The following is a 19,744-nucleotide window of genomic DNA, read 5'->3' on the forward strand; positions in this document are numbered from 1 at the left end:
CGGCGATGCATCGTTGTCAGCGGAGTGCCAGGCTCTGGCGTGGTAGGGGCAGTATCCAGCCGCACTCGCGGGAGCGATGAAGCAGCGCCACCGCTTAGGCGGCCGCCGCCTCGGCGACCGGGTAGTCCGTATAGCCTCGCGCGTCGCCGCCGTAGAAGGTCGATCGGTCATAGCGGGTGAGCGGAAGGCCCTGCCGCAGCCGCTCCGGCAGATCGGGGTTCGAGATGAAGTGGCGACCGAAGGCGACAAGGTCGGCGTCGCCGAAGGTGACGACTGCTTCTGCGGAAGCCGGAGTAAAGCCGCCAGCGGCGATCAAAGTCCGCGAGAACTTCGGCCGCAGATGCTGCGCGGCGATCGGTGACCGGCCATGCGAGACTTCCTCGGTGCCCTTGATGCGCGGTTCGACAACGTGGAGATAGGCGATGCCCAGGCGGTCGAGCTGCGTCGTCACGTAGCCGAAGGTCGCCGCCGGATCGCTGTCCGACATGGATCCGTAGGTGCCGCTCGGCGCGATGCGCACGCCGACGCGATCGGCTCCCCAGACGGAGATCGCGGCCTGCGTCACCTCCAGCAGGAAGCGGGCGCGGTTTTCGATGGGGCCGCCATATTCGTCGGTCCTCTTGTTCGTTCCGTCCTGCAGGAACTGGTCGGGGAGGTAACCGTTCGCGCCATGGATTTCGACACCATCGAAGCCCGCCCGCAGCGCCCGCTCGGCGCCCGACCGAAACTCTTCGATGATGCCTGGGATCTCATGCAATTCGAGAGCGCGCGGCATCGAGAACGGGACTTCGCCGCGTTTGGAGTACGCATAGCCCTCGGCAGCGATGGCGGAGGGTGCGACCGGCGCGTCGCCGTTGGGCTGCAAGTCGACATGCGACTGCCGGCCGACGTGCCACAATTGCTGGAAAATGCGTCCACCCTTGGCGTGGACCGCGTTAGTCACGCGCTGCCAACCTGCGATCTGAGTGTCGGAGTAGATGCCGGGCGCACCGGCATAGCCGTTGCCGCGGGTCGAGACCGGCGTCGCTTCGGAGATGATCAGGCCGCCTTTTGATGCGCGCTGCGTGTAGTATTCGATCATCAGGTCGCTCGGAATGTCGCCGGGATCCGAGCGCATCCGCGTCAGAGGCGCCATCACGACGCGATGGGACAATTTGTAGGCACCGACCTGGGTCGGCGTGAACAGCTTGGACATTGGAATGTTCCTTTCGGGTGCTTGAGTGGAAGGACAGCGGCCGATGGTCATTGCGCCCCACCGGCCGCCTCATACGCCGTCACACCTTGACGGCGGCCGCGCGCTGGAGGACCGGGATCATGTCCTCAGGCTCGGGGCGACGGGTATAGTCGGGGTTCACTTCGGAATAGAGGATCGCGCCGTCCCGCCCGATGACGTAGCGGGCCGGCATCGGCAGGCTCCAACTCGGGTCGTCGTTGAACGTCGGCAGATCGTTCTTGAGCTGCTTGTAGAGTTCGACCAGATAGTCGGGCAGGTCGAAGCGCAGGCCGAATGCGGCGCCGACCTTGCCTTTCACGTCCGACAGGATCGGGAACGAGAGCTTGTTCTGGCGCACCGACTTGCGGCTGTTAGGGGCGGTCTGCGGCGATATCGCGACCAGCGAAGCGCCGTATCTGTCGAACTCCGGCTTGGCAGCTTCGAGCGCCTGCAATTCCATGTTGCAGTACGGGCACCAGACGCCACGGTAGAAGCTGAGCACCGCCGGGCCACGCTTCAGAAGGTCGGCCGAGTTGATGACGTTACCTTCCGGATCCTTCAGCGAGAAGGACGGGGCGACATCGCCTGCCTTCTTGGCGCGCCGCGCGGCTCCCGACTCGATCAGTTCGGCGGTGGCGCGGTGCATCGTCTCGATGACCGAGCGAGGAACACTGTAGGGCGGCCTTCCGGCTTCGAAATTGGCCTTGAAGGCGTCGAGCTTGGCCTGAAGCGACATGACGGTTCTCCTTTGACGTCTGCGTGGAGGACGGCGGCGCCGCCCATTTCGTTGAACTCACGTGCAGAAGCTAAAGGAGACCGCCATACGAGGTAGCGGGCACGTCGGACTAGCGCTTATTCCGCCCGGGAATGATCGCGGCGCTACGGTTCAGCAGCCCCTGCAGATGATCAGCTTGCGGTCGAGTTCCTGGTCGAACTGCTGTTGCTGGTGTTCCCATCCCGAGACGGCTCCTTGCTGGGGGACATCTGCTTGGTGCGGTTGCCGATGGCCGACCGGAGCAAGCCAAGGCAAGCGCGAGGTCAACACGATCGGCGCACGATCTGTGGCCGCGTTCCTCGACACATCGGGGAAAATCGTGACGGTATCTTGCCGGTAGGTTGCGTTCGCCGGCGAGAGTAAGGCAAAAGAGACGGCGACCGCGGCCGCTGCGCGTACTGAGCGGTTCAGGATCGAGATGCGGGACATGGTGACACTCCTCTTGTAGGAGGCTCGGGATGAGCAGCTCCGTTGCGTGTCACCCTACTCATGTGCTTGAGACATTGAATGCCGGTTAGGCTCGAAGAAGTGCTCATTCGTCTCATGAGCTCGCGAGATGCGTCTATGGCTGCAATCGCTCGTCATGCGGTCGTCGGGCGCTTGAGGTTGTCTGACCTGGTGCGCGTCAGCTAGAGCGCGCTCTCTCGGAGAGAACGGTCGCATGGGACATCCGAGATCTCACCCGACGAGGGGACGCGGTTGACCGGGATCTCGGCCTCATGCCCCGTCCGCACCGATGAGAAACATTCCCGGCGACCGCGGCACTCGATTCGCGTCCAGCCAACCTTCGACAATAAGGTCCGATCTTCCTCGGACTTAAGCGTTAACGAACGTTCGAAAAAGTCGACGAAGGCGCGCGCCTTGGCGGTCGCCGCGCGGCCAGTCGGAAGCACCATCCATAGGTCGAGTGGCGGGAGACTCCATTCCGACAGGACCGTACGGACGGCGCCCGATCGCAGCTCGGGGCTGAACATCCACTCCGACGCGATGGTCAGTCCTGCATGGGCGAGCACCGCGGCTCTCACGCCCTCCGCAGCGGTTACCCGCAATCGGCTTTGAACGCTAACGGCCAATTCCGTACTTTCGCGCCGGAACGACCACACACTGCCTTCGCCCTGAAGATAGACGACTGCCTGGTGTTTGCTGAGTTCGCTCGGCGTCGAGGGCGTGCCCGCCCGATGGAAATAGGCCGGCGTCCCGAGCACGAGCCGCTTGCACCTCGCGACGCGGCGAGCGGTCAGCGTCGAATCCATCATCTTCCCCATCCGGAGAGCCACATCGATGCCCTCCTGAACGAGGTCGATCTGACGGTCGTCGAGGACAACCTCGAAATCCAGTTCCGGATGTTGCGCCATGAACTGCGGCAACATCGGAATGAGATGGATCCGTGCGAACGTGACCGCGGCGCAGACGCGCAATCGTCCTTTGAGACCTGCTCCCGCTCCGCGCGCGGCGAGCTCGGCCTCGGCCGCTTCCTCGAGGGCCCGCTTGGCGCGGTCGAGATAGCCGAGGCCCGCTTCGGTCGGCGTGAGCCCGCGGGTCGATCGGGTCAAGAGCTTGACGCCCAGATAATCCTCAAGCTGGGCAACCGACTTCGACACGGCTGGCTGACCCACGCGAAGCTGTCGGGCCGCTCCGGAAAAGGAGCCCGTCTCGACGACCCGTACGAACGTCTCCATCGAAGCCAGACGATCCATCTTAGTCATTCTCCGCAGGAATGAGCGATATTGCTCCGCCCTATCTGCCATGCCGGGCGGGAATTGGCCATCTCTGTACGCGTCCGAGCCCGTCGGGGAGAGAAGCTATGAACACTTTCGAAGACCAGACCGCGATGCCGGTCCGAACGGCCACAGCCAATTCCGGTGGGACGGCTCGCGGGAAAGCCATCGTGCTCAAAGCGGCCCAGACGCTGTCCGGAACGGCCAGCGATGCTCTGACGGCCTATGCTATGACGGGCAGCGCCGTGGCAAGCGTTGTCGTCGTCGCCACGCCCCATCTTGAGGTGCTGCTGCGGTGCATTTTCCATGGACGTGGATAGGCAGGCGGCGGTGGCCGCAAGGAGACTTAGAATGCCGCGACCCAATCACCATTCGCCAGCTCTCCCGGGCGCCGTCCCCGGCGAGTTGCCGGGCCAGATCGTTCTCGTGTTGCAGGGAGGCGGTGCACTGGGATCCTACCAGGCCGGTGTGTATCAGGCGCTGCAGGAGGCCGGGATCGAGCCGGACTGGATCATCGGGACCTCGATCGGCGCCATCAACGCGAGTCTTATTGCCGGAAACGAGCCACAGCACCGACTTGAGCGGCTGCACGCATTCTGGAGCCGCGTACAGCACGAGCCGCAGGGGAGCTTTCAGGGCTCGTTCCTCGGACTCGATAGGCGCTGGTCGCAGTGGAGCACGCTGACTCAGGGCATTCCCGGCTTTTTCATACCGAACCCGCTTGCCCATGCCGGGGACGCCTTTCCGCTGGGCGCCAACCGCGCTGGCTACTACTCGACGGCTCCACTCGAACACACGCTCGCTGAACTCGTGAACTTCGACCTGATCAATCAGGGAAGGCCGCGCCTGACTGTGGGCGCGGCGCATGTGCGAACCAGCCGGATGCGCTATTTCGACACCCGCGATGGCAGGCTCGACGTCAGGCATATCATGGCTTCGGGGGCTCTTCCGCCCGCCTTTCCGCCGGTGCGCATCGACGGCGAACTCTACTGGGACGGCGGCATTCTTTCCAATACGCCCAGCGAGGCGGTATTCGACGACGATCCGCGAAGAGACTCGGTTATCTTCTCTGTCCATTTGTGGAATCCGGTGGGACCCGAGCCGACGACGATGGCCGATGTTCTCAACCGTCACAAGGACGTCCAATATTCGAGCCGCATTGCGAGCCAGATCGCGCGCCTCCAGCAGACGCATCGTTTGCGTCACGTCATCAACGAGCTCGCGTCGCGGCTGCCCGAAAGCGAGCGCAGCAACCCGGAAGTCAGGGAGTTGCTGGGCTATGGCTGCCAGACCCGTATGCATGTGGTCCAATTGCTCGCGCCGCAGTTGGACCACGATGATCACACCAAGGACATCGATTTCAGCCAGGCCGGAATCCGGCGGCGTTGGGAAGCAGGTTACGCGCACACCAACGCGGTGCTCGCGCGCAAGCCTTGGGAGGGCCAGTTCGACCCGTTGTCGGGTGTCATCCTTCACGAAGCCAAGGATTTGGGGACGCTCGCCGCCGAATGAGCGGCCGCGAGTCAGGCGCCCGCGGCCACGCTCAACTGGTATAGCCGACCCGTGGCATCTAGATCCTCCACCCGCCATGCGCCGCCGACGCCGGCGATCATCCACCTGAGCAGCGCCCAAAGATCGGCGTCGATCTCCGGATCGTTCAACGGCTCCAACGCGTCGGGCAGGGCGTAGACCTCGATCCCGTCGGGAAACGGTTCTCCGCTGCGGCCGATGAAGACGAGCGCGTAGAGCATTCCCGAGGGCGCTCGCACGTAGCCGGGGCGCGACAGCGCGTTCGTGCCTAGGGAGAACTGCTTGACGAAGAACTCCCGGAATTCCGGGTAGTGTCCCACGCGATCTTCCGCGAACACGAACGCTCTTCTCTTGCCTTCGATCGCCGGATTTTCGACGACTTGGATCGCCGTCATGGCAATCTCCCCTCGATGCGGTCGAGAAATCGGTTGATCTTGCCGGCGATCTCCTCGCCGGAATCCTCCTGCAGAAAGTGCCGGCCCGTCACCAGCTCGGGTCCTTCGGCGTGCGGCAAGAGCTCCTTGAAGCGGGTCGCGAACGTCTTGTAGTCGAAGACCTCGTCTTCGCGGCCCCAGACCAGTAGCGTCGGGAGTTTCGACTTCCTCAGTTCGCGCTCGAGCCATTCGAAGCGGGCCAGGCCGCGTGCGCTTTCGTCGAGCGGGATCCAGCGCGGCCAGGTCCACGTGAGAAGACGCGATGCCGGATCGGGCAGGATGTTCTCATAGACGCTCTGGGCCTCCGCCCTGAACTTCTTGCGGTCGACGACGGAAAGGTACATCCCCCGACCTGCAAGCGCGTTGTGGCGCCCGAGAAGATAGGGGCCGACGAGGGGTGCATGCATCATGCGCCATGGAAAAATCCGCTTGTGGAATTCGGCTGGAGGCAGCGGCCAAGCCCACGTGCTCATGATGACCAGAGCGCGCACGCGGTCGGCATTTGACAGCGCGAACCCAAGGCCAGTCGGTCCGCCCCAATCGTGACAGACGACGGTCGCGTTGCGCACACCGAGCTGTCGCAGGAGGCCGGTCAGATTGGCGATGTGGCCGTCAAGCGTGTGGCCTGTTCGCGGACAGGCTTCTCGGACAGTCCAAAACCGACCATGTCCGGAACGATCACGCGCCTTCCTGCCTCAGTCAGAGGCTTGATGAATTTCCGGTACAGAAAGCCCCAGGCCGGGTTGCCGTGCAGGAGAACGACCGGATCGCCGGTGCCCTCGTCGACGTAGTGCATGCGCCAACCGTTGACCTGCTTGAATTTCGGGTCGTACGGCCATTGCTCATGCGCGAACCGCTGCGCTGTTTCCGATGCCTCCATCCCTTGCCTCCCTATCCAAAGAAAATCACGGCCTGGCCGTTGAGGCCCGGCAGCTTAACCACCGGCCCCAGAGATTGGCCGGTCGCGAAATCGAACGCGACGACTTCGTCCTGGGCCACGCAATACAGCTTCCCGTCCGATTCAAAGCGTAGGCCGCGCGGCTTCCTGAACCCAAGCCCGCGATCCGGAGCAAGGACGCGAACAAGACGGCCGTTGGATCGATCATATTCGCGGATGGTCGTCACTGCGTTCGGATCTCCAAAGGGTTGTTCACTGCTGACGACCACGTTTCCGTTTGGCGCGATCGCGAGGTCGAGCGGGCTGAGATCCGGATCTCGGACCTCCCAGGAAGGGTTGACCGTCCACTCCTGACCAAACGCCAGAATGGTGTTGTCGCCTTCGCCGCCCGGACCGATGCCAGATGCGAGAAAGAGAGTGCCGTCATGTCCGAAGGCGAAACCGCGGGGGAACGGGACCACTGCGGTTGGAAGTACGGCTTCGCTCGATCCATCGAGCGTCGGCGCAAACGCCATGATCGTCCGCGCAGCGCGCAATCCGACATAGTACCGGCCATCGGGTCCGAAATTGCCGCCGCCTGGGTTCAGCCCAGCTATCACGCCGGTCTCGCGCACCACACGCGCGTTGCCATCGAGCGCCAGAATCCGGTCCGAGCCACTGTTGAGGAAGAGCAATGAGCCTTCGACGCCGAGTCCCCGCGGGTCGATGATCCGGGCGTCTTCACTGAATGGGCCGAGCCATTTGCCGTCGGCATCGAACGCCAAGAGCTTGCCGTAACCTGAGCCGTTCGCGCCCGAGGCGCTCGTCACAAGAAGGACCATGGCAGGCTCCTGCGGTTATCCTCAAGCGATCATCTCGAGGGCCAAAGCGATCCCTTGCCCGCCGCCGATGCACATCGTGACGACACCCTTCCTGAGGCCATCCCGACGCATCGAATGAAGAAGACGGGTCGTCAGTACGGCGCCGGTTGCGCCGATCGGATGCCCGTGCGCGATGGCGCCACCCTCCACGTTCACGATCTCAGGCGGCAGCTTGAGCTCCTGCATGACCGCGAGCGCTATTGCGGCGAAAGCTTCATTGATCTCGATGCGCTCGACATCCTGATTGGTCCAGCCAGCGCGCGCCAGCGCCTGTCTGAAGGCAGGGATCGGGCCCAGGCCGAACATACCCGGCTCCACGGCAGCGATCCCATACGACACCAGCCGGGCAATTGGCGTCAGACCGCGTTTGGCGGCCCAATCCTCTCCCGTCAGCACCATCGCCGCTGCGGCGGTGTTCAAACCGGGGGCATTTCCGGCGGTGATCGTGCCGCCATCGCGGAAAGCCGGCTTCAGTTTGGCCAATGCCTCGATCGTCGCGTCCGGGCGATTATGTTCGTCGACCTGGAACGTGCTCGCACCCTTTCGCGTGCGAACCTGAACGGGCACGATCTCGCCCTCGAATTTGCCCGCGCTCTGCGCAGCGGAAAAGCGCGTGTGCGAACGCAGGGCCCATTCGTCTTGCTTTGCACGACTGATCTGGAACTTTGTGACCAGGTCCTCCGTGTGCCAGCCCGAATGCGCGTCCGAGAAGGCATCGTTGAGGCCGTCGCGCAACACGCTGTCGTAGAGGGTCCCGTCCCCCAAGCGGTGGCCCCATCGGCCGCGCGCGACCAGGTACGGAGCGGCGTCCATGTTCTCCATGCCGCCGGCGATCGCTGCATCCACCGAACCCATCAGGATTTCGTGCGCTGCGGAGACGATTGCCTGCGCGCCGGAGCCGCAGACACGATTGACCGTCATGGCAGGCACCTGGACCGGAAGTCCCCCGTGGATCGCGGCCTGTCGCGCGGGGTTCATCTTGTTGCCGGCCTGTACTGTGTTTCCCATGACGACCGTGCCGATCTCCTCCGGCCGCAGTCCAGACCGTTGAAGGGCGCCGCTGATGGCCGTCGCCCCAAGCGTGACGGCCGGAACGTCTTTCAACGTGCCGCCGAATGTTCCGATGGCGGTGCGAACCGGTTCGGCAATTACGACCGAGTGCGATGACATCATGGAAAGGCCTCCGACAAGGAAGTTGGGATGAACGGTTAGACGCTATGTGCGGGATCGCGAACCCGGCAGGGTGGTCTCTGCAATAACGATTATTCCTGTCCGGAATGGGTCGCCGCTGCTGGGTTCAGCTTTGCATCGTCTTGCGTAGTGAACGGTCCCAACTCGCCCTCAGCGGGACGTGTTAGGACCGCTTCGCCTCTCGTTTATTCTCATCGTCGCGGGTCAACGACCAGCGGGGGCTGACCATCCGCCAGTGTACACGGTTGACGGCACCTCAGGGACAGCAACGACGGCAGCATTGGCCCGGCGAAATTGTTCGCCGGTGAAGTGCGGTTGGCGGAGCTTGGGATGCTCCGTTGCGGATGCCATCCGGCTCATTGAGGTGACCGCAACCGATAGAACGACGGCGGTGACGAAAATTGAACGACGTGACATTGGACACTCCTGGGTTTGGTTGAGTAACGCTTGGGGAGTGAATCTACGGCGTCGATTTCAGACATCGAATGCCAGTTGGTCGCGTTTATATGCTCTATCGTCTCTACTTGGGCATGGCGGACTCAAGGGCTCATCTCCTACGCGATCGGATGTCCTCCGAGGGTAAAGTTACCGAATGGAGTTACTCCTGCTGGCCGTCACTGCCGTTGTCGGCTTTCGAAAATTGCCCGCCCTTTCTCCATTGGGCGGGTGTTAGCCCCATATAGCTCTTGAACGCGCGTTGGAAGGCGGCCTCGGATTGATAGCCCACCGCGTCTGCTACGGCTCCCGTTGACATGGAAGGCTTTTTCAATTCGTTCGACGCGAGCGTCATCCGGATTTCGGTCAGGAGATCGCTGGCGGAGCGGCCGAGCTTCTCCTGAAACTGGCGCGCCAGCGTCGCGCGCGACGTGTTGCAGAGACGTGCGAGCTCCGGCAGTGACCACGCGCGCGCTGGCTCGTTGAACATCGCCGCCAGCGCCGGCGCCAGACGCGGGTTGCCGGCGACCGCGAGAAGTCCGATTGGCGCGTCTTTCGCTTCGCTCGCCAGTCGCAGCACCAGGGCGAACAACGCGGTCGAAAGCGCATTCAGCATTGCGCGGCCACCGAGATGATCGGCCTCCGACTCGCTGCGCATCAGCCCGACCAAACCGGACAGTTGGGCGGCCGTTACTGTATGCGCGGTCGCGGCGATGGTATCCCCGGTGTGCACGACAAGAAGGGGTGGCAGATAGCTGCGCAGCAGACGATCGTGAGGCGGAGCAATCACAAAGTGACCACACAGCAGGTCAAGCCGCTCGCCGGTGCCGGCGTTTTCGCTGATCACAAGATTAAGGTGTTGGTGATCGCGCGCGGGTTTTGGCCGCGCGCCGCCTCCGTCATGCATCACGTGCCGCGGGTTGCCGGGCAGCAGCAGGATGTCGCCGGCCTTCAGCTGCACCGGCCGGCCGCCAGCCGGATTCTCCAGCACCGCAGAGCCGCCGACGACCGCGTGATAGGGGATTTCGTTGGCTTCGCCCGGCCCCTGGTCGATCCTCCAGGGAGCGCCATAGGCGCAGCGCAGATCGAGCCGACCGCGCACCGTCACCATCTCGAACAAGCGGCTGAGCCAATCCGCAGCGGCCATGCATCGACCTCCATTTGAGACGCTTGGGCATATATACGATCCGCGAAGACATTCAACGTCTCATCGCGGGTTCATAGCGTCGCTCCGTGCTGCAAAACCCCCAACCACGAAGTGTCACATGTCCCGTCTTTCCATTCGCAGTTTGAAATCCTCGACGGTCTCGACCGCCAAGATCTTTGATCAGATCCAGAAGTCCTTGAAATGGAGCCTCGTGCCACTTTGCGGCGCTTGCCGCGATGGCCTTTGTCTCGTCCGCGACACCTGCATCCGCTGGCGAATACTGCCGCAAGGATGTGACGTCGCAGGTGGTGTCCTGCAGTTTCGATACTCTCGAGTAATGTCAGTGGACCTCGTCGGGCCGCGGCGGCGATTGCTTCCGCGATCCGTGGCTGCCGGCCGCCGACCAACTCGCCTATGCGCCGCATGCGCTCACGCGAGGCCGATAGCGCATCACGTAGCCGACCACAATTGATGTCGGCATCCAACGCTGAGCCGGGACTAGCTCCGCCCGCGGTTCTCGCACCAGAGCCGCGGGCGTCTCTCTTCGTGAAAAGCGACCTCCTGCCTTTATGAGACGAATAAGCATATATACGAGATGAAACGACATTAAAAATCTCAATTTGGGTTCATACAATCACTCCGCAATCTTTGTTCAACCCCAACCAAGGAGTGTCACCATGTCCCGTCTTTCCGTTCCCAGCTTTGAATCCGCAACCGGCGCGACCGCCGAGATCTATGGCCAGATCAAAAAGGCAATCGGCAACGTGCCGAACACCTTTGCCGCGATAGGCGCGCACGGACCTGCGGCACTGAAGGCAGTGCTTGCTGCCGATGCCGTGCTTGCTTCGGGCAGCCTGAGCAAGCGCGATCAAGAGACGATCAAACTCGTCATCTCCGGCGTCGCTGGCTGCGACTATTGCGTCGCCGCGCACAGCCTGCTCGGCAAGCTCGCCGGGTTGAAACCCGAAGAGCTGAAGAACATCCGCGATGGCAAGCCGACAGGCGACGTCAAGCGCGATGCGTTGGTCCGTTTCGTTCGCAGGCTCGCGACAACCAGCGGCACTGTGAGCGATGCCGATTTCGCTGCGATCAAGGATGCCGGCTACAGCGACGCGCAGCTCGTCGACATCAGCCTCGCCTTTGCGACGACCGTCTTCACCAACGTCTTCAACAACATCAACGACACCGACATCGACTTCCCCGCAGTCGCGTAAGCGACTGCACGGGTCGGCGCTCAAAACTAGGAGTTACGACAATGACTTATCAATACTGCAGTCAATCCGCTTGTCGGCGCCTTACGCTGGTCCGGCCTGCTCGCAGACGATCTCGACTACCACATCGTTCGCGCTTCGATGGTGATCATGTTTCTCTTCTTCGGTTACCAGAAGTGGTGGGCCTATGAGGCCGAGCGGCTCGTTCCCTTCATCAGCAATGGTCCGCTGATCTGGTGGCTCTATCCTGTGTTCGGCCATCAGGGCGCGAGCTGGTTCTTAGGGGGCGCTGAGTGGACATTCGGCTCGCTCTTGTTCGCCGGGTTCTGGGACAAGCGGCTCGGTATCCTCGGCGCCGCCGGTTCGACCGCGACCTTCATCGCCACCGTCACGATCATCCCATTCATGCCGGATGGCTGGGACCCTGCGGCCGGATTTCCGGCGATGACGGGCAACGTCCCCTCCCTGATGAAGGACGTCGTGCTGCTGGCCGTGTCGCTCTATCTGTTGAAGCAGGACGTGGTGCGCGTTACCCAGCAATGATCCTGCGCAAATCAAATAGCCGTCGGCAAGCAACGGCTTGCCGGCGGCTTTCTGCAAGTGGAACCGGGCCCGCGGCTGGCGCGAACTTGCCGACTGTGGCGCAAGATCATATGGTGCCTGCCGCTGTTGCGAATGTGACTTTGGGCCTGATTTGACCTCCGGTTTTCGCCCGGGGTGTTACCCGCTGATGGGTGGAGACCTTCGTTCGCCGCCGGTTCCGCGCGAAGAAACCTCGGCTTTCCCATCTAGCAGTTCCGCCTCGCACGGATGTCCGGGATGCCGACGCAAGAGCGCATGAATGGTCACCGAGATTTGCAGGCCAAGGGCGTACTTTGCTTTGGCCCGTTGGCGCGAGCGGTAAAGCTGCGAGATTCTTCGCGACGCCTTTCGCAATTCCGTTCGAGTGCCGAGGTTCGTCGCGATTCTTGGACCGCTCTGCCGCCGATGGAATGTTTCTGCCTTTTGCGCAATCGACAGACGACTTTTGGCAGTGATAAAGGTCTGATACGATCATGCCTTGGTGTGATCAGGCGCAGCGACGCGACCTGATATTGAGAAGCTGTCCGCTGGGCGCAGGCTAATGGTACAAGGATCGAACGACAGGCCGGTTGTTCATATTGTCGATGACGATGAATCGTTGCGGGCTTCCCTTGAGAGTCTGTTTCGCTCGGTCGGAATACAGACTCGGACCTACGGATCGGCGAGCGAGTTCGTCGACGCTGCCAGGACCGATGCCCCGGGATGTATCGTACTTGACGTGCGGCTGCCGGGGACAAGCGGACTTGATTTCCAGGACCAGCTCATTGGCCTCGGTATTCGATTTCCTGTCATACTAATCACCGGTCATGGCGATATACCAATGTCGGTTCGCGCCATGAAGAAAGGCGCGGTGGACTTCCTGCCCAAGCCCTTTCGCGATCAGGATATGCTCGACGCGGCGGCCGCGGCAATTGAGCGAGACCGAAAGCGCCGCGCCGAATCAGGCGACACCGCACGTCTCGCCGAAAGCTTCGCGACGCTAACGCCGCGCGAGCAGCAAGTGATGATGCTTGTGACCACAGGGAAGATGAACAAGCAGGTGGCAGGAGACCTCGGCCTGAGCGAGGTGACCGTCAAGATTCATCGCGGCGCAGCAATGCGAAAAATGGGTGCACGCACTCTTGCCGATCTGGTCCGGATGGCCGATGCGTTGAAAACCATGGAACCCTGACTGGCGGTTCCTCATACCTGAGTCTGATTACAAGACGCGGTCGCGCATGTGACTAATGTCGCATTCGCCCCGCGACTCAGCGGCGATGCTCGGAATATTTCAAGGACGGCCGGATGCCTGTGACACGAAAAATTTCCATCGTTGATGACGACGATTCGATGCGCACCTCACTCATGGATTTGGTCCGTGCGCTCGGTTATGATGCTCGCGGCTTTGCTTCGGCTGAAGATTTTCTGGCGCATGGGGATGCCGAAAGTTTCGCGTGCATGATCACCGACATTCAGATGCCTGGAATGAGCGGGATCGACCTTAAAGAGCACCTGACTGCACAACAATGCTCTCTGCCGGTGATCATGATCACCGCCCGCCTTGAGCCCGGTCTTGAAGAGAAGGCTTTCGCGAGCGGTGCAATGTGTTTTCTCAAGAAGCCAATTGAATCGGAAATACTTGTAGGTTGTCTGGAGAGGGCGCTGAAAAGTTAGAGTTAGCCCTTCAATGCGACTTCTGCGGATGATGCGCCAGGAGCAAAACGGATAACGGGCGGGGTGCTCGGCCGTTTTACCTTGCTTTTTCCACGAGTTGTGCGCTCGGTTTTACCCGAAATGCGGGCCCAGCAGGGTCAGCCCAAGGTTCAAGGTCGCAGTAGCAAGCTGGTGGCCGTTGCATTCGGAATGAAATAGCGCGATTGTTAGGCTGTCGATTGCATACCGGTTCGTTTGAGCGCCATGCGGAGCCGGCAGGAAGCTTGAGCGCTCGCATCGAGAATCGTCCCATGAGCGGCTTTGAGCAACTCGGGAAAATAGTGACGAATTCGGGCGGGCTGTTGCAGCGGACCGTTGGCGATCTTCGCACCTTGCAGGCAAGTACGCTGTTGGTACCGGAGACGCTATGGACGGAAAAGCGGACCACGAACTACCGCTACCTGTTTGCGCTTTGGCTCGTTGGCGGTGCCATGATCGCGCTGGTGACCTGGGTCGGCTTTGAACTCGACCTCAAGCCAAGGGTCGTTGTCCCGATCTACTTGATTGTAATCGTTCTGCTCTCTCTGCTGGACAGCTTCATTTCGTCAGTCATCTTCTCGTTGATGGTCGCCGGCTGTCTCGACTATTTCTTCTTCGAGCCGATTTTCACGTTTCAGATCTGGGACGTGCAAGATTGGCTCACTCTGATCGCATTTTTTTTCACTTCGCTCGCAATCACGGGGTTGGTAAGGCGGGTCCGCCAGTTCGGCGAAGTGCAAAGCCAACAGGCGCGGCTTCTCGATCTCACCCACGACGCCGTATTCGTCAAAGACGTGAACAATGTGGTTCGATACTGGAATCGGGGCGCCGAAGAGCTTTATGGTTGGAAACGAGGCGAGGCGGCCGGCAAGATCACCCATGATCTGCTAAAAACGGTCTTTCCGGCTCCGCTCACTGACATCGATCAAATCTTGTCACGCACCGGCCGCTGGGAAGGCGAACTTGTCCACACGACGCGTACGGGCGAACGAGTTACTGTTGAAAGCCGGTGGTCCCTGCAGAGGGACGCGGAGGGAAAACCGATCGGTACGCTGGAGAGCAATACCGATATCACCGAGCGCAAGCGGGCCGAAACCGCGCTGCGGCGAATGCAGGAAACCTTCCTCGCCGAAGCACAAAACCTGAGCCACACCGGCAGCTTCGGCTGGAACGTGTCGAGCGGCGAGATTTTTTGGTCCGACCAATGCTACAAGATTCTTGGGTACGACCCCGCGAGCAAGCCCTCCATCCAGATGGTGCTCGATCGCGTCCACCCCGATGATATTGCGGCCGTCGGACGGGCCGTCGAGCATGCTGCGGAGAAGAAACAGGACTACGATTTTGAGCACCGGCTGTTGATGCCTGACGGCTTGGTCAAGCATCTTCATGTCGTTGCGCACCTTGTTAAAGATGAGCGCCGCGGGTTTCAGTTCATGGGCGCAGTCATGGATGTAACCGAGCGCAAGGCTGCCTATGCGGCGTTGGAGCAGAGCGAGCAACAATACCGCAGACTGTTTGATCACATGCCTATTTCGCTTTGGCAGGTCAATGTCCGCGGATTGCTCGAAATGTTCAAGGACGTAGCAGGCGCGGGCGTGGTCGACTTTCCTGCCTATCTCGACGCTCATCCCGAGTTCGTGCTGAACGCGATCGAAGTCATGGTGGTCGAGGAAGTTAATGGCATTACCGTAAAGATGTTCGGCGCCAAGGATCGGCGCGAGCTGCTCGGGCCTGCGACGCACTTCTGGCAAGCGCGACCGGACACGATCCGCCGGACGCTGGAAAGCCGTTTCCGCGGCGAGACGACATACGAGGAAAAAACGCAGGTCAATACGCTAGACGGGCGCGTGATCGACGTGCTCTTCACGGCCACGCGGACTGACGTCGGCGTCGATCTCATTGCGCTCGTTGATCTGACCGATCTTGCCCGGGCTCAGGAGGAACTCCAACAGATCCAGGCGAAGTTTGCGCATGCTGCGCGAGTTTCAACGTTGGGAGAGCTAACTGCTTCGATCGCCCACGAAATCAATCAACCCCTTGGCGCCATTGGCGCCAGTGCTGATGCGGGACTACGCTGGCTTAATCGGCCAGCGCCCGATTTCGACGAAGTGCGCTCGTCGCTTGAGCGGATGAATGCCGACGCGCGGCGCGCATCGGAAATCATCGCCAGGATCCGCTCGATGGCCGCCCGGCGGCCACCAGAGCGCGTGTTGGTGTCAATTGACGATCTGATCAGCGAGGTGTTGCAGTTTCTGCGGCACGAAGCGCAATCCCGTCGCGTGACGGTGTCGTACCATGGTGCGGCCGCGGGTCCGAAAGTGCTCGCCGACCGCACCCAACTACAACAGGTTGTCGTCAATCTAGTGGTCAATGCATTGCAGGCGACAGCACAGGCGCCTGCCATCGACCGTAAAATAGCTATTTCCACGGAAGCGGTTGATGCCGCAACCATGCGCTGTACCGTCGAGGACAGCGGCCCTGGTATCAAGCCGGAGCATCTTTCCCGCCTGTTCGACAGTTTCTTCACGACAAAGGAGGGGGGCATGGGCATGGGCTTGTCGATCTGCCGGTCGATCGTTGAAGCGCATGGTGGCCGGAGCGGCGCGGACAACAACTCGATCCACGGCGGCGCCCGGTTCTGGTTCGAGCTTCCCGCTAAGGACGCTGCTCAAACTTAACTGCCGTCACCACTTTGAATCGTCTGGCCCAGCCGATCGGCTGGATCTTTGATACCAAGGTGTTACTCCGACATTCGCTTGGGCAATAGGCCAAAAGCCACCGGATGGATAATCCTCCTCACCAGCACGGACTTCAATCGTGGGTGGAGGTTGGTTATGACCGAGCAAGTTTTTGCGGGTTTTGGAGATCAAAGCGGCGCTTTCCAGTCAAGTGACGACCATATCGGAACGGAAGAACGCAACAAGAGTTTCCGGGCAACAGCTGGCGCGACGCGACCGGTATCTTGGAACATGACGGCCTCTGCTAGGCCGCACGGAGACTCGAACTTCGAGGCGGTGCTGCTCGCCATGGCCGGGCACGATCTCCGGCAGCCACTGCAGGTCATTCAAAGCGCTCACGAACTCCTGGGGCTTGGGGTCCGAACGAGTTCCGAACTGCGCTATTTGCGGTCCGGTCAAAGCGCGATCGACCGGCTTAAGGAGCAACTGGAGCAGATCCTGACTGCGCTGCGCGTCCGAGAGTGCTCGAGGCGTCTTGAGCTCACGCCTGTACGCGTCCATCAGGTCTTGCGGCGGGCTTGCCGCGAGAATGAACAGGCCGCGCTGAGCAAGGGTGTGAGCATCCACGTGGTTTCCAGCGACGCCACGATACTGAGCGATAGCCTGCTTCTCGGCGCCGCCCTGCGCAATTTGGTCAGCAATGCAATCAAGTACACCCAACCAGGAGGTCGCATCCTTGTTGGCTGCCGGCACTCCCGTTCGGGGATCCGGATCGATGTGTACGACACGGGCACTGGAATTCCCGGTGAACAAATTCCGAGGATCTTCGAAGCGTTCACCCGCCTCGATCCCGCACAATGCGACGGCCTCGGCATCGGTCTCTTCATCGTGCGCCAGGCGCTCGGAATTCTGGGCCACCGCATCGACGTCGCCTCCACTCCCTGCCGCGGGTCTCGCTTTTCCATTTTGGTCGCGCGCGCGAAAAGGGCGCGCAACTAGGAGGAAATTATCATGGGCAATCCCGACACAATCAGCTCCAGACAACGGGATTGGCAGCTCATTTACGGCAAAAGCTTCCCATTCCTCATCGGAATGAATGATATCGCTCCGCCGCGTCTGCCGCCGCGTCGGGGAATGGATGATGGTGCGGCCATGGTTTTGGTGCTCAAAAGAGGAGAACGGAAATGATCAACGGATTCACACTTCACGAGACCGCCACTGCGCCACCAGCCTCTGCCGAGATCCTGAACGGCATCCAGAAGGGCTGGGGCTTCGTGCCCAACCTGCACCGCATCCTCGCCGAGAGCCCGGCGGCGCTCGAGGCCTACAGCACGCTCTGGGGCATTGCCGAGAAGACGGGTTTCACGCCGCAGGAGCGCAACATCGTCTATCTCGCGATCATCTACGAGAACGAGTGCACCTATTGCATGGCGGGTCACACCAACCTCTCGCGCGCGGCGAAGGTTGACAATGCGGCGATCGCGGCAGTCCGCGAAGGCCGTCCGATCGCCGACTCGAAGCTCGAGGCGCTGCGCCAGTTCGCTGCAAAAGTCACCCGACAGCGCGGCGTGGTGAGCCAGGCCGACGTCGCTGCCTTCAAGGCCGCGGGCTATGACAATCGGGCCGTGCTCGACGTGCTCGTTCTCGCCGCGACCAAGCTGATCTCCAACTATACCAACCACCTTGCCGACACACCGAACGATTCCTTCATGAAAGGCGCCGAGTGGACTCCGCCCGGCAAGCTCAAGCCCGCCGCCTGAGCGGCGTCAGAAAGCCGCCCTCGCTTCGCTGCGGGGGCGGCGTGGTCCGACACTGAAATCGACTTCCCCGCGGTCGCGTGAAGCGACTGCATGTCGACGCTTGAAACAAGGAGTTACGACAATGAACGCGATTCTCAATACGGCAATCAGTCCATTGGTCCTGATCCTGCGCCGGTCCGGCCTGCTCACCGAGGATCTCGACTACCATCTGGTCCGCGCATCGATGGTGCTCATGTTTTTCTTCTTCGGTTACCAGAAGTGGTGGCCATATGAGGCGGAGCGGCTCGTGCCCTTCATCAGCAACGGTCCGCTGATCTTCTGGCTCTATCCCGTGTTCGGCCATCAGGGTGCAAGCTGGTTTCTCGGTGTTTCCGAATGGACATTCGGCGCCCTTCTACTTGCGGGGTTTTGGGACAAGCGGCTCGGAATTCTGGGTGCAGCCGGTTCGACCGCGACCTTCATCGCGACCGTCACGATCATTCCTTTCATGCCTGACGGCTGGGATCCCGCGGCCGGATTTCCGGCAATGACCGGCAACGTCCCGTTTCTGATGAAGGATGTCGTGCTGCTGGCGGTCTCGTTCTATCTGTTGAAGCAGGACGTGGTGCGCGTCACCCAACATCAACCGGCCGTGCGGCGCTCGAAGGCCGCGGGTCTCGTTCATTCCGGACAGGAATGAATAATATTGCCCCAGGGCGGCTGCCGCCGACGCCGGCGGATGCGCAAGTTTGAAGCTGAAGCCGCCGCCTGACCGCGACCGAGGCCGCCCCTTGCCACCGGCAGGGGCGGGGCCCGGGGCCTCGCACCTGGCGGACAAGCAGAGGAGACGGAAATGATCGACCTTTACTACTGGCCTACGCCGAACGGCCACAAGATCACGATGTTCCTAGAGGAAGCGGGATTGGACTACACGATTCATCCGGTGGACATCAGCGCCGGCGATCAGTTCAGGCCCGACTTCCTTGCCATCTCGCCGAACAACCGGATGCCGGCGATCATCGATACCGCACCGTCCGACGGCGGCGAACCGATCCCCGTGTTCGAGTCGGGCGCCATCCTGTTGTACCTCGCCGAGAAGACCGGCCGCTTCCTGCCGAACAGCGTCCGCGGCCGCAAGACCGCGACGGAATGGCTGTTCTGGCAGGTGGGCGGGCTGGGACCGATGGCCGGACAGAACCACCACTTCGGCGTTTACGCGCCGAGCAGGATTCCCTACGCGATCGAACGCTATGTGAGCGAGACGAACCGTCTCTACGGCGTGCTCGATCGTCATCTCGAAAGCCGCAGGTTCATCGCCGGCGACGACTATACCATCGCTGACATGGCTTCCTATCCCTGGGTCGTTCCCTGGAAGCGTCAGCAGCAGAATCTGGACGACTTCCCGAACCTGCGGCGCTGGTTCGACATCGTGCGCGCGCGCCCCGGAACGCAGCGGGCCTACGCCAGAGGCGAGCCGTACTCGGGCCGTCCCGCCGTCACCGAGCAAGGGAAGAAGATCCTGTTCGGACAGACCGCCGCAAGAGTGCCGGCAGTCTGACGACAACGAGCCACAAATCTGCCGACGTTCATTTTGCGTGTTGGAGGCTAAAATGACAACGACGTCTTCATCGAAGCAACAGCAGGCGCCCGAGCGCCGTTCCA

22 protein-coding genes and 1 pseudogene are annotated in these 19,744 nt (G+C 61.5%); 12 read left to right on the forward strand and 11 right to left on the reverse strand.

Going from position 1 to position 19,744, the window contains the following annotated elements:
- Positions 1–94: 94 nt before the first annotated feature.
- The 4 genes from B5525_RS23120 to B5525_RS23135 form a co-directional block, all read right to left on the reverse strand.
- The gene (locus tag B5525_RS23120) at positions 95–1,195 is read right to left on the reverse strand and encodes an alkene reductase (protein ID WP_079568071.1); all 1,101 of its coding nucleotides are present in this window, start codon (positions 1,193–1,195) and stop codon (positions 95–97) included.
- A gap of 79 nt (positions 1,196–1,274) precedes the next feature.
- Positions 1,275–1,949: a peroxiredoxin-like family protein gene (locus B5525_RS23125; RefSeq protein ID WP_079568072.1), complete on the reverse strand. Its 675-nt coding sequence runs from the start codon at positions 1,947–1,949 to the stop codon at positions 1,275–1,277.
- 150 nt (positions 1,950–2,099) lie between these two features.
- Complete coding sequence (locus tag B5525_RS23130; RefSeq protein ID WP_079568073.1) at positions 2,100–2,417, reverse strand: hypothetical protein; 318 nt, start codon at positions 2,415–2,417, stop codon at positions 2,100–2,102.
- Between the two features lie 200 nt (positions 2,418–2,617).
- Positions 2,618–3,685: a LysR family transcriptional regulator gene (locus B5525_RS23135; protein WP_079568074.1), complete on the reverse strand. Its 1,068-nt coding sequence runs from the start codon at positions 3,683–3,685 to the stop codon at positions 2,618–2,620.
- A gap of 107 nt (positions 3,686–3,792) precedes the next feature.
- On the opposite strand from B5525_RS23135, the gene B5525_RS23140 reads away from it, so the two are divergent.
- Positions 3,793–4,026, forward strand: coding sequence for a hypothetical protein (locus B5525_RS23140; RefSeq protein WP_079568075.1), 234 nt, complete (start codon positions 3,793–3,795; stop codon positions 4,024–4,026).
- A 31-nt stretch (positions 4,027–4,057) separates the two neighbouring features.
- Positions 4,058–5,218 (forward strand): patatin-like phospholipase family protein, encoded by a 1,161-nt coding sequence (locus tag B5525_RS23145; RefSeq protein WP_079568076.1) that lies wholly within the window; start codon positions 4,058–4,060, stop codon positions 5,216–5,218.
- An 11-nt stretch (positions 5,219–5,229) separates the two neighbouring features.
- Here the strand turns inward: B5525_RS23145 and B5525_RS23150 are convergent, their stop codons facing one another.
- From B5525_RS23150 to B5525_RS23175, 7 genes and pseudogenes are all read right to left on the reverse strand, one after another.
- Positions 5,230–5,631: a hypothetical protein gene (locus B5525_RS23150; RefSeq protein WP_079568077.1), complete on the reverse strand. Its 402-nt coding sequence runs from the start codon at positions 5,629–5,631 to the stop codon at positions 5,230–5,232.
- Entirely contained in the window at positions 5,628–6,080 is a 453-nt protein-coding gene (locus B5525_RS23155) for a hypothetical protein (protein WP_154073378.1), read from the reverse strand. The genes B5525_RS23150 and B5525_RS23155 overlap by 4 nt, the downstream gene beginning before the upstream one ends.
- Before the next feature lie 87 nt (positions 6,081–6,167).
- Positions 6,168–6,239, reverse strand: a pseudogene (locus B5525_RS47885) (hypothetical protein); the annotation flags it as partial.
- Between the two features lie 23 nt (positions 6,240–6,262).
- The gene (locus B5525_RS23160; RefSeq protein WP_079568079.1) at positions 6,263–6,550 is read right to left on the reverse strand and encodes an alpha/beta fold hydrolase; all 288 of its coding nucleotides are present in this window, start codon (positions 6,548–6,550) and stop codon (positions 6,263–6,265) included.
- An 11-nt stretch (positions 6,551–6,561) separates the two neighbouring features.
- Entirely contained in the window at positions 6,562–7,389 is an 828-nt protein-coding gene (locus B5525_RS23165; RefSeq protein WP_079568080.1) for a hypothetical protein, read from the reverse strand.
- Positions 7,390–7,410: 21 nt separating this feature from the next.
- Positions 7,411–8,598: a thiolase family protein gene (locus tag B5525_RS23170; RefSeq protein WP_079573693.1), complete on the reverse strand. Its 1,188-nt coding sequence runs from the start codon at positions 8,596–8,598 to the stop codon at positions 7,411–7,413.
- 619 nt (positions 8,599–9,217) lie between these two features.
- Complete coding sequence (locus B5525_RS23175; RefSeq protein WP_079568081.1) at positions 9,218–10,201, reverse strand: AraC family transcriptional regulator; 984 nt, start codon at positions 10,199–10,201, stop codon at positions 9,218–9,220.
- Positions 10,202–10,878: 677 nt separating this feature from the next.
- On the opposite strand from B5525_RS23175, the gene B5525_RS23180 reads away from it, so the two are divergent.
- From B5525_RS23180 to B5525_RS23220, 10 genes are all read left to right on the forward strand, one after another.
- Positions 10,879–11,415, forward strand: a complete 537-nt coding sequence (locus tag B5525_RS23180; protein WP_079568082.1) for a carboxymuconolactone decarboxylase family protein — start codon at positions 10,879–10,881, stop codon at positions 11,413–11,415.
- A gap of 147 nt (positions 11,416–11,562) precedes the next feature.
- Positions 11,563–11,955 (forward strand): YkgB family protein, encoded by a 393-nt coding sequence (locus B5525_RS23185; RefSeq protein ID WP_425305209.1) that lies wholly within the window; start codon positions 11,563–11,565, stop codon positions 11,953–11,955.
- A gap of 580 nt (positions 11,956–12,535) precedes the next feature.
- A complete protein-coding gene (locus tag B5525_RS23190; RefSeq protein WP_079568084.1) occupies positions 12,536–13,165 on the forward strand; it encodes a response regulator transcription factor in 630 nt (209 codons plus the stop codon).
- A gap of 113 nt (positions 13,166–13,278) precedes the next feature.
- Complete coding sequence (locus B5525_RS23195) at positions 13,279–13,647, forward strand: response regulator transcription factor (RefSeq protein ID WP_079568085.1); 369 nt, start codon at positions 13,279–13,281, stop codon at positions 13,645–13,647.
- Positions 13,648–13,937: 290 nt separating this feature from the next.
- Positions 13,938–16,343, forward strand: coding sequence for an ATP-binding protein (locus B5525_RS23200; protein ID WP_079568086.1), 2,406 nt, complete (start codon positions 13,938–13,940; stop codon positions 16,341–16,343).
- Between the two features lie 156 nt (positions 16,344–16,499).
- Complete coding sequence (locus B5525_RS23205; RefSeq protein ID WP_154073379.1) at positions 16,500–17,342, forward strand: sensor histidine kinase; 843 nt, start codon at positions 16,500–16,502, stop codon at positions 17,340–17,342.
- A 12-nt stretch (positions 17,343–17,354) separates the two neighbouring features.
- Positions 17,355–17,531: a hypothetical protein gene (locus tag B5525_RS44245; RefSeq protein ID WP_154073380.1), complete on the forward strand. Its 177-nt coding sequence runs from the start codon at positions 17,355–17,357 to the stop codon at positions 17,529–17,531.
- Positions 17,528–18,103 (forward strand): carboxymuconolactone decarboxylase family protein, encoded by a 576-nt coding sequence (locus B5525_RS23210; protein ID WP_079568088.1) that lies wholly within the window; start codon positions 17,528–17,530, stop codon positions 18,101–18,103. The genes B5525_RS44245 and B5525_RS23210 overlap by 4 nt, the downstream gene beginning before the upstream one ends.
- A 121-nt stretch (positions 18,104–18,224) precedes the next feature.
- A complete protein-coding gene (locus B5525_RS23215) occupies positions 18,225–18,782 on the forward strand; it encodes a YkgB family protein (RefSeq protein ID WP_079568089.1) in 558 nt (185 codons plus the stop codon).
- Positions 18,783–18,935: 153 nt separating this feature from the next.
- The gene (locus tag B5525_RS23220) at positions 18,936–19,640 is read left to right on the forward strand and encodes a glutathione binding-like protein (RefSeq protein ID WP_079568090.1); all 705 of its coding nucleotides are present in this window, start codon (positions 18,936–18,938) and stop codon (positions 19,638–19,640) included.
- Positions 19,641–19,744 lie beyond the last annotated feature (104 nt).

Source organism: Bradyrhizobium erythrophlei (assembly GCF_900129505.1).
Classification (GTDB): domain Bacteria; phylum Pseudomonadota; class Alphaproteobacteria; order Rhizobiales; family Xanthobacteraceae; genus Bradyrhizobium; species Bradyrhizobium erythrophlei_D.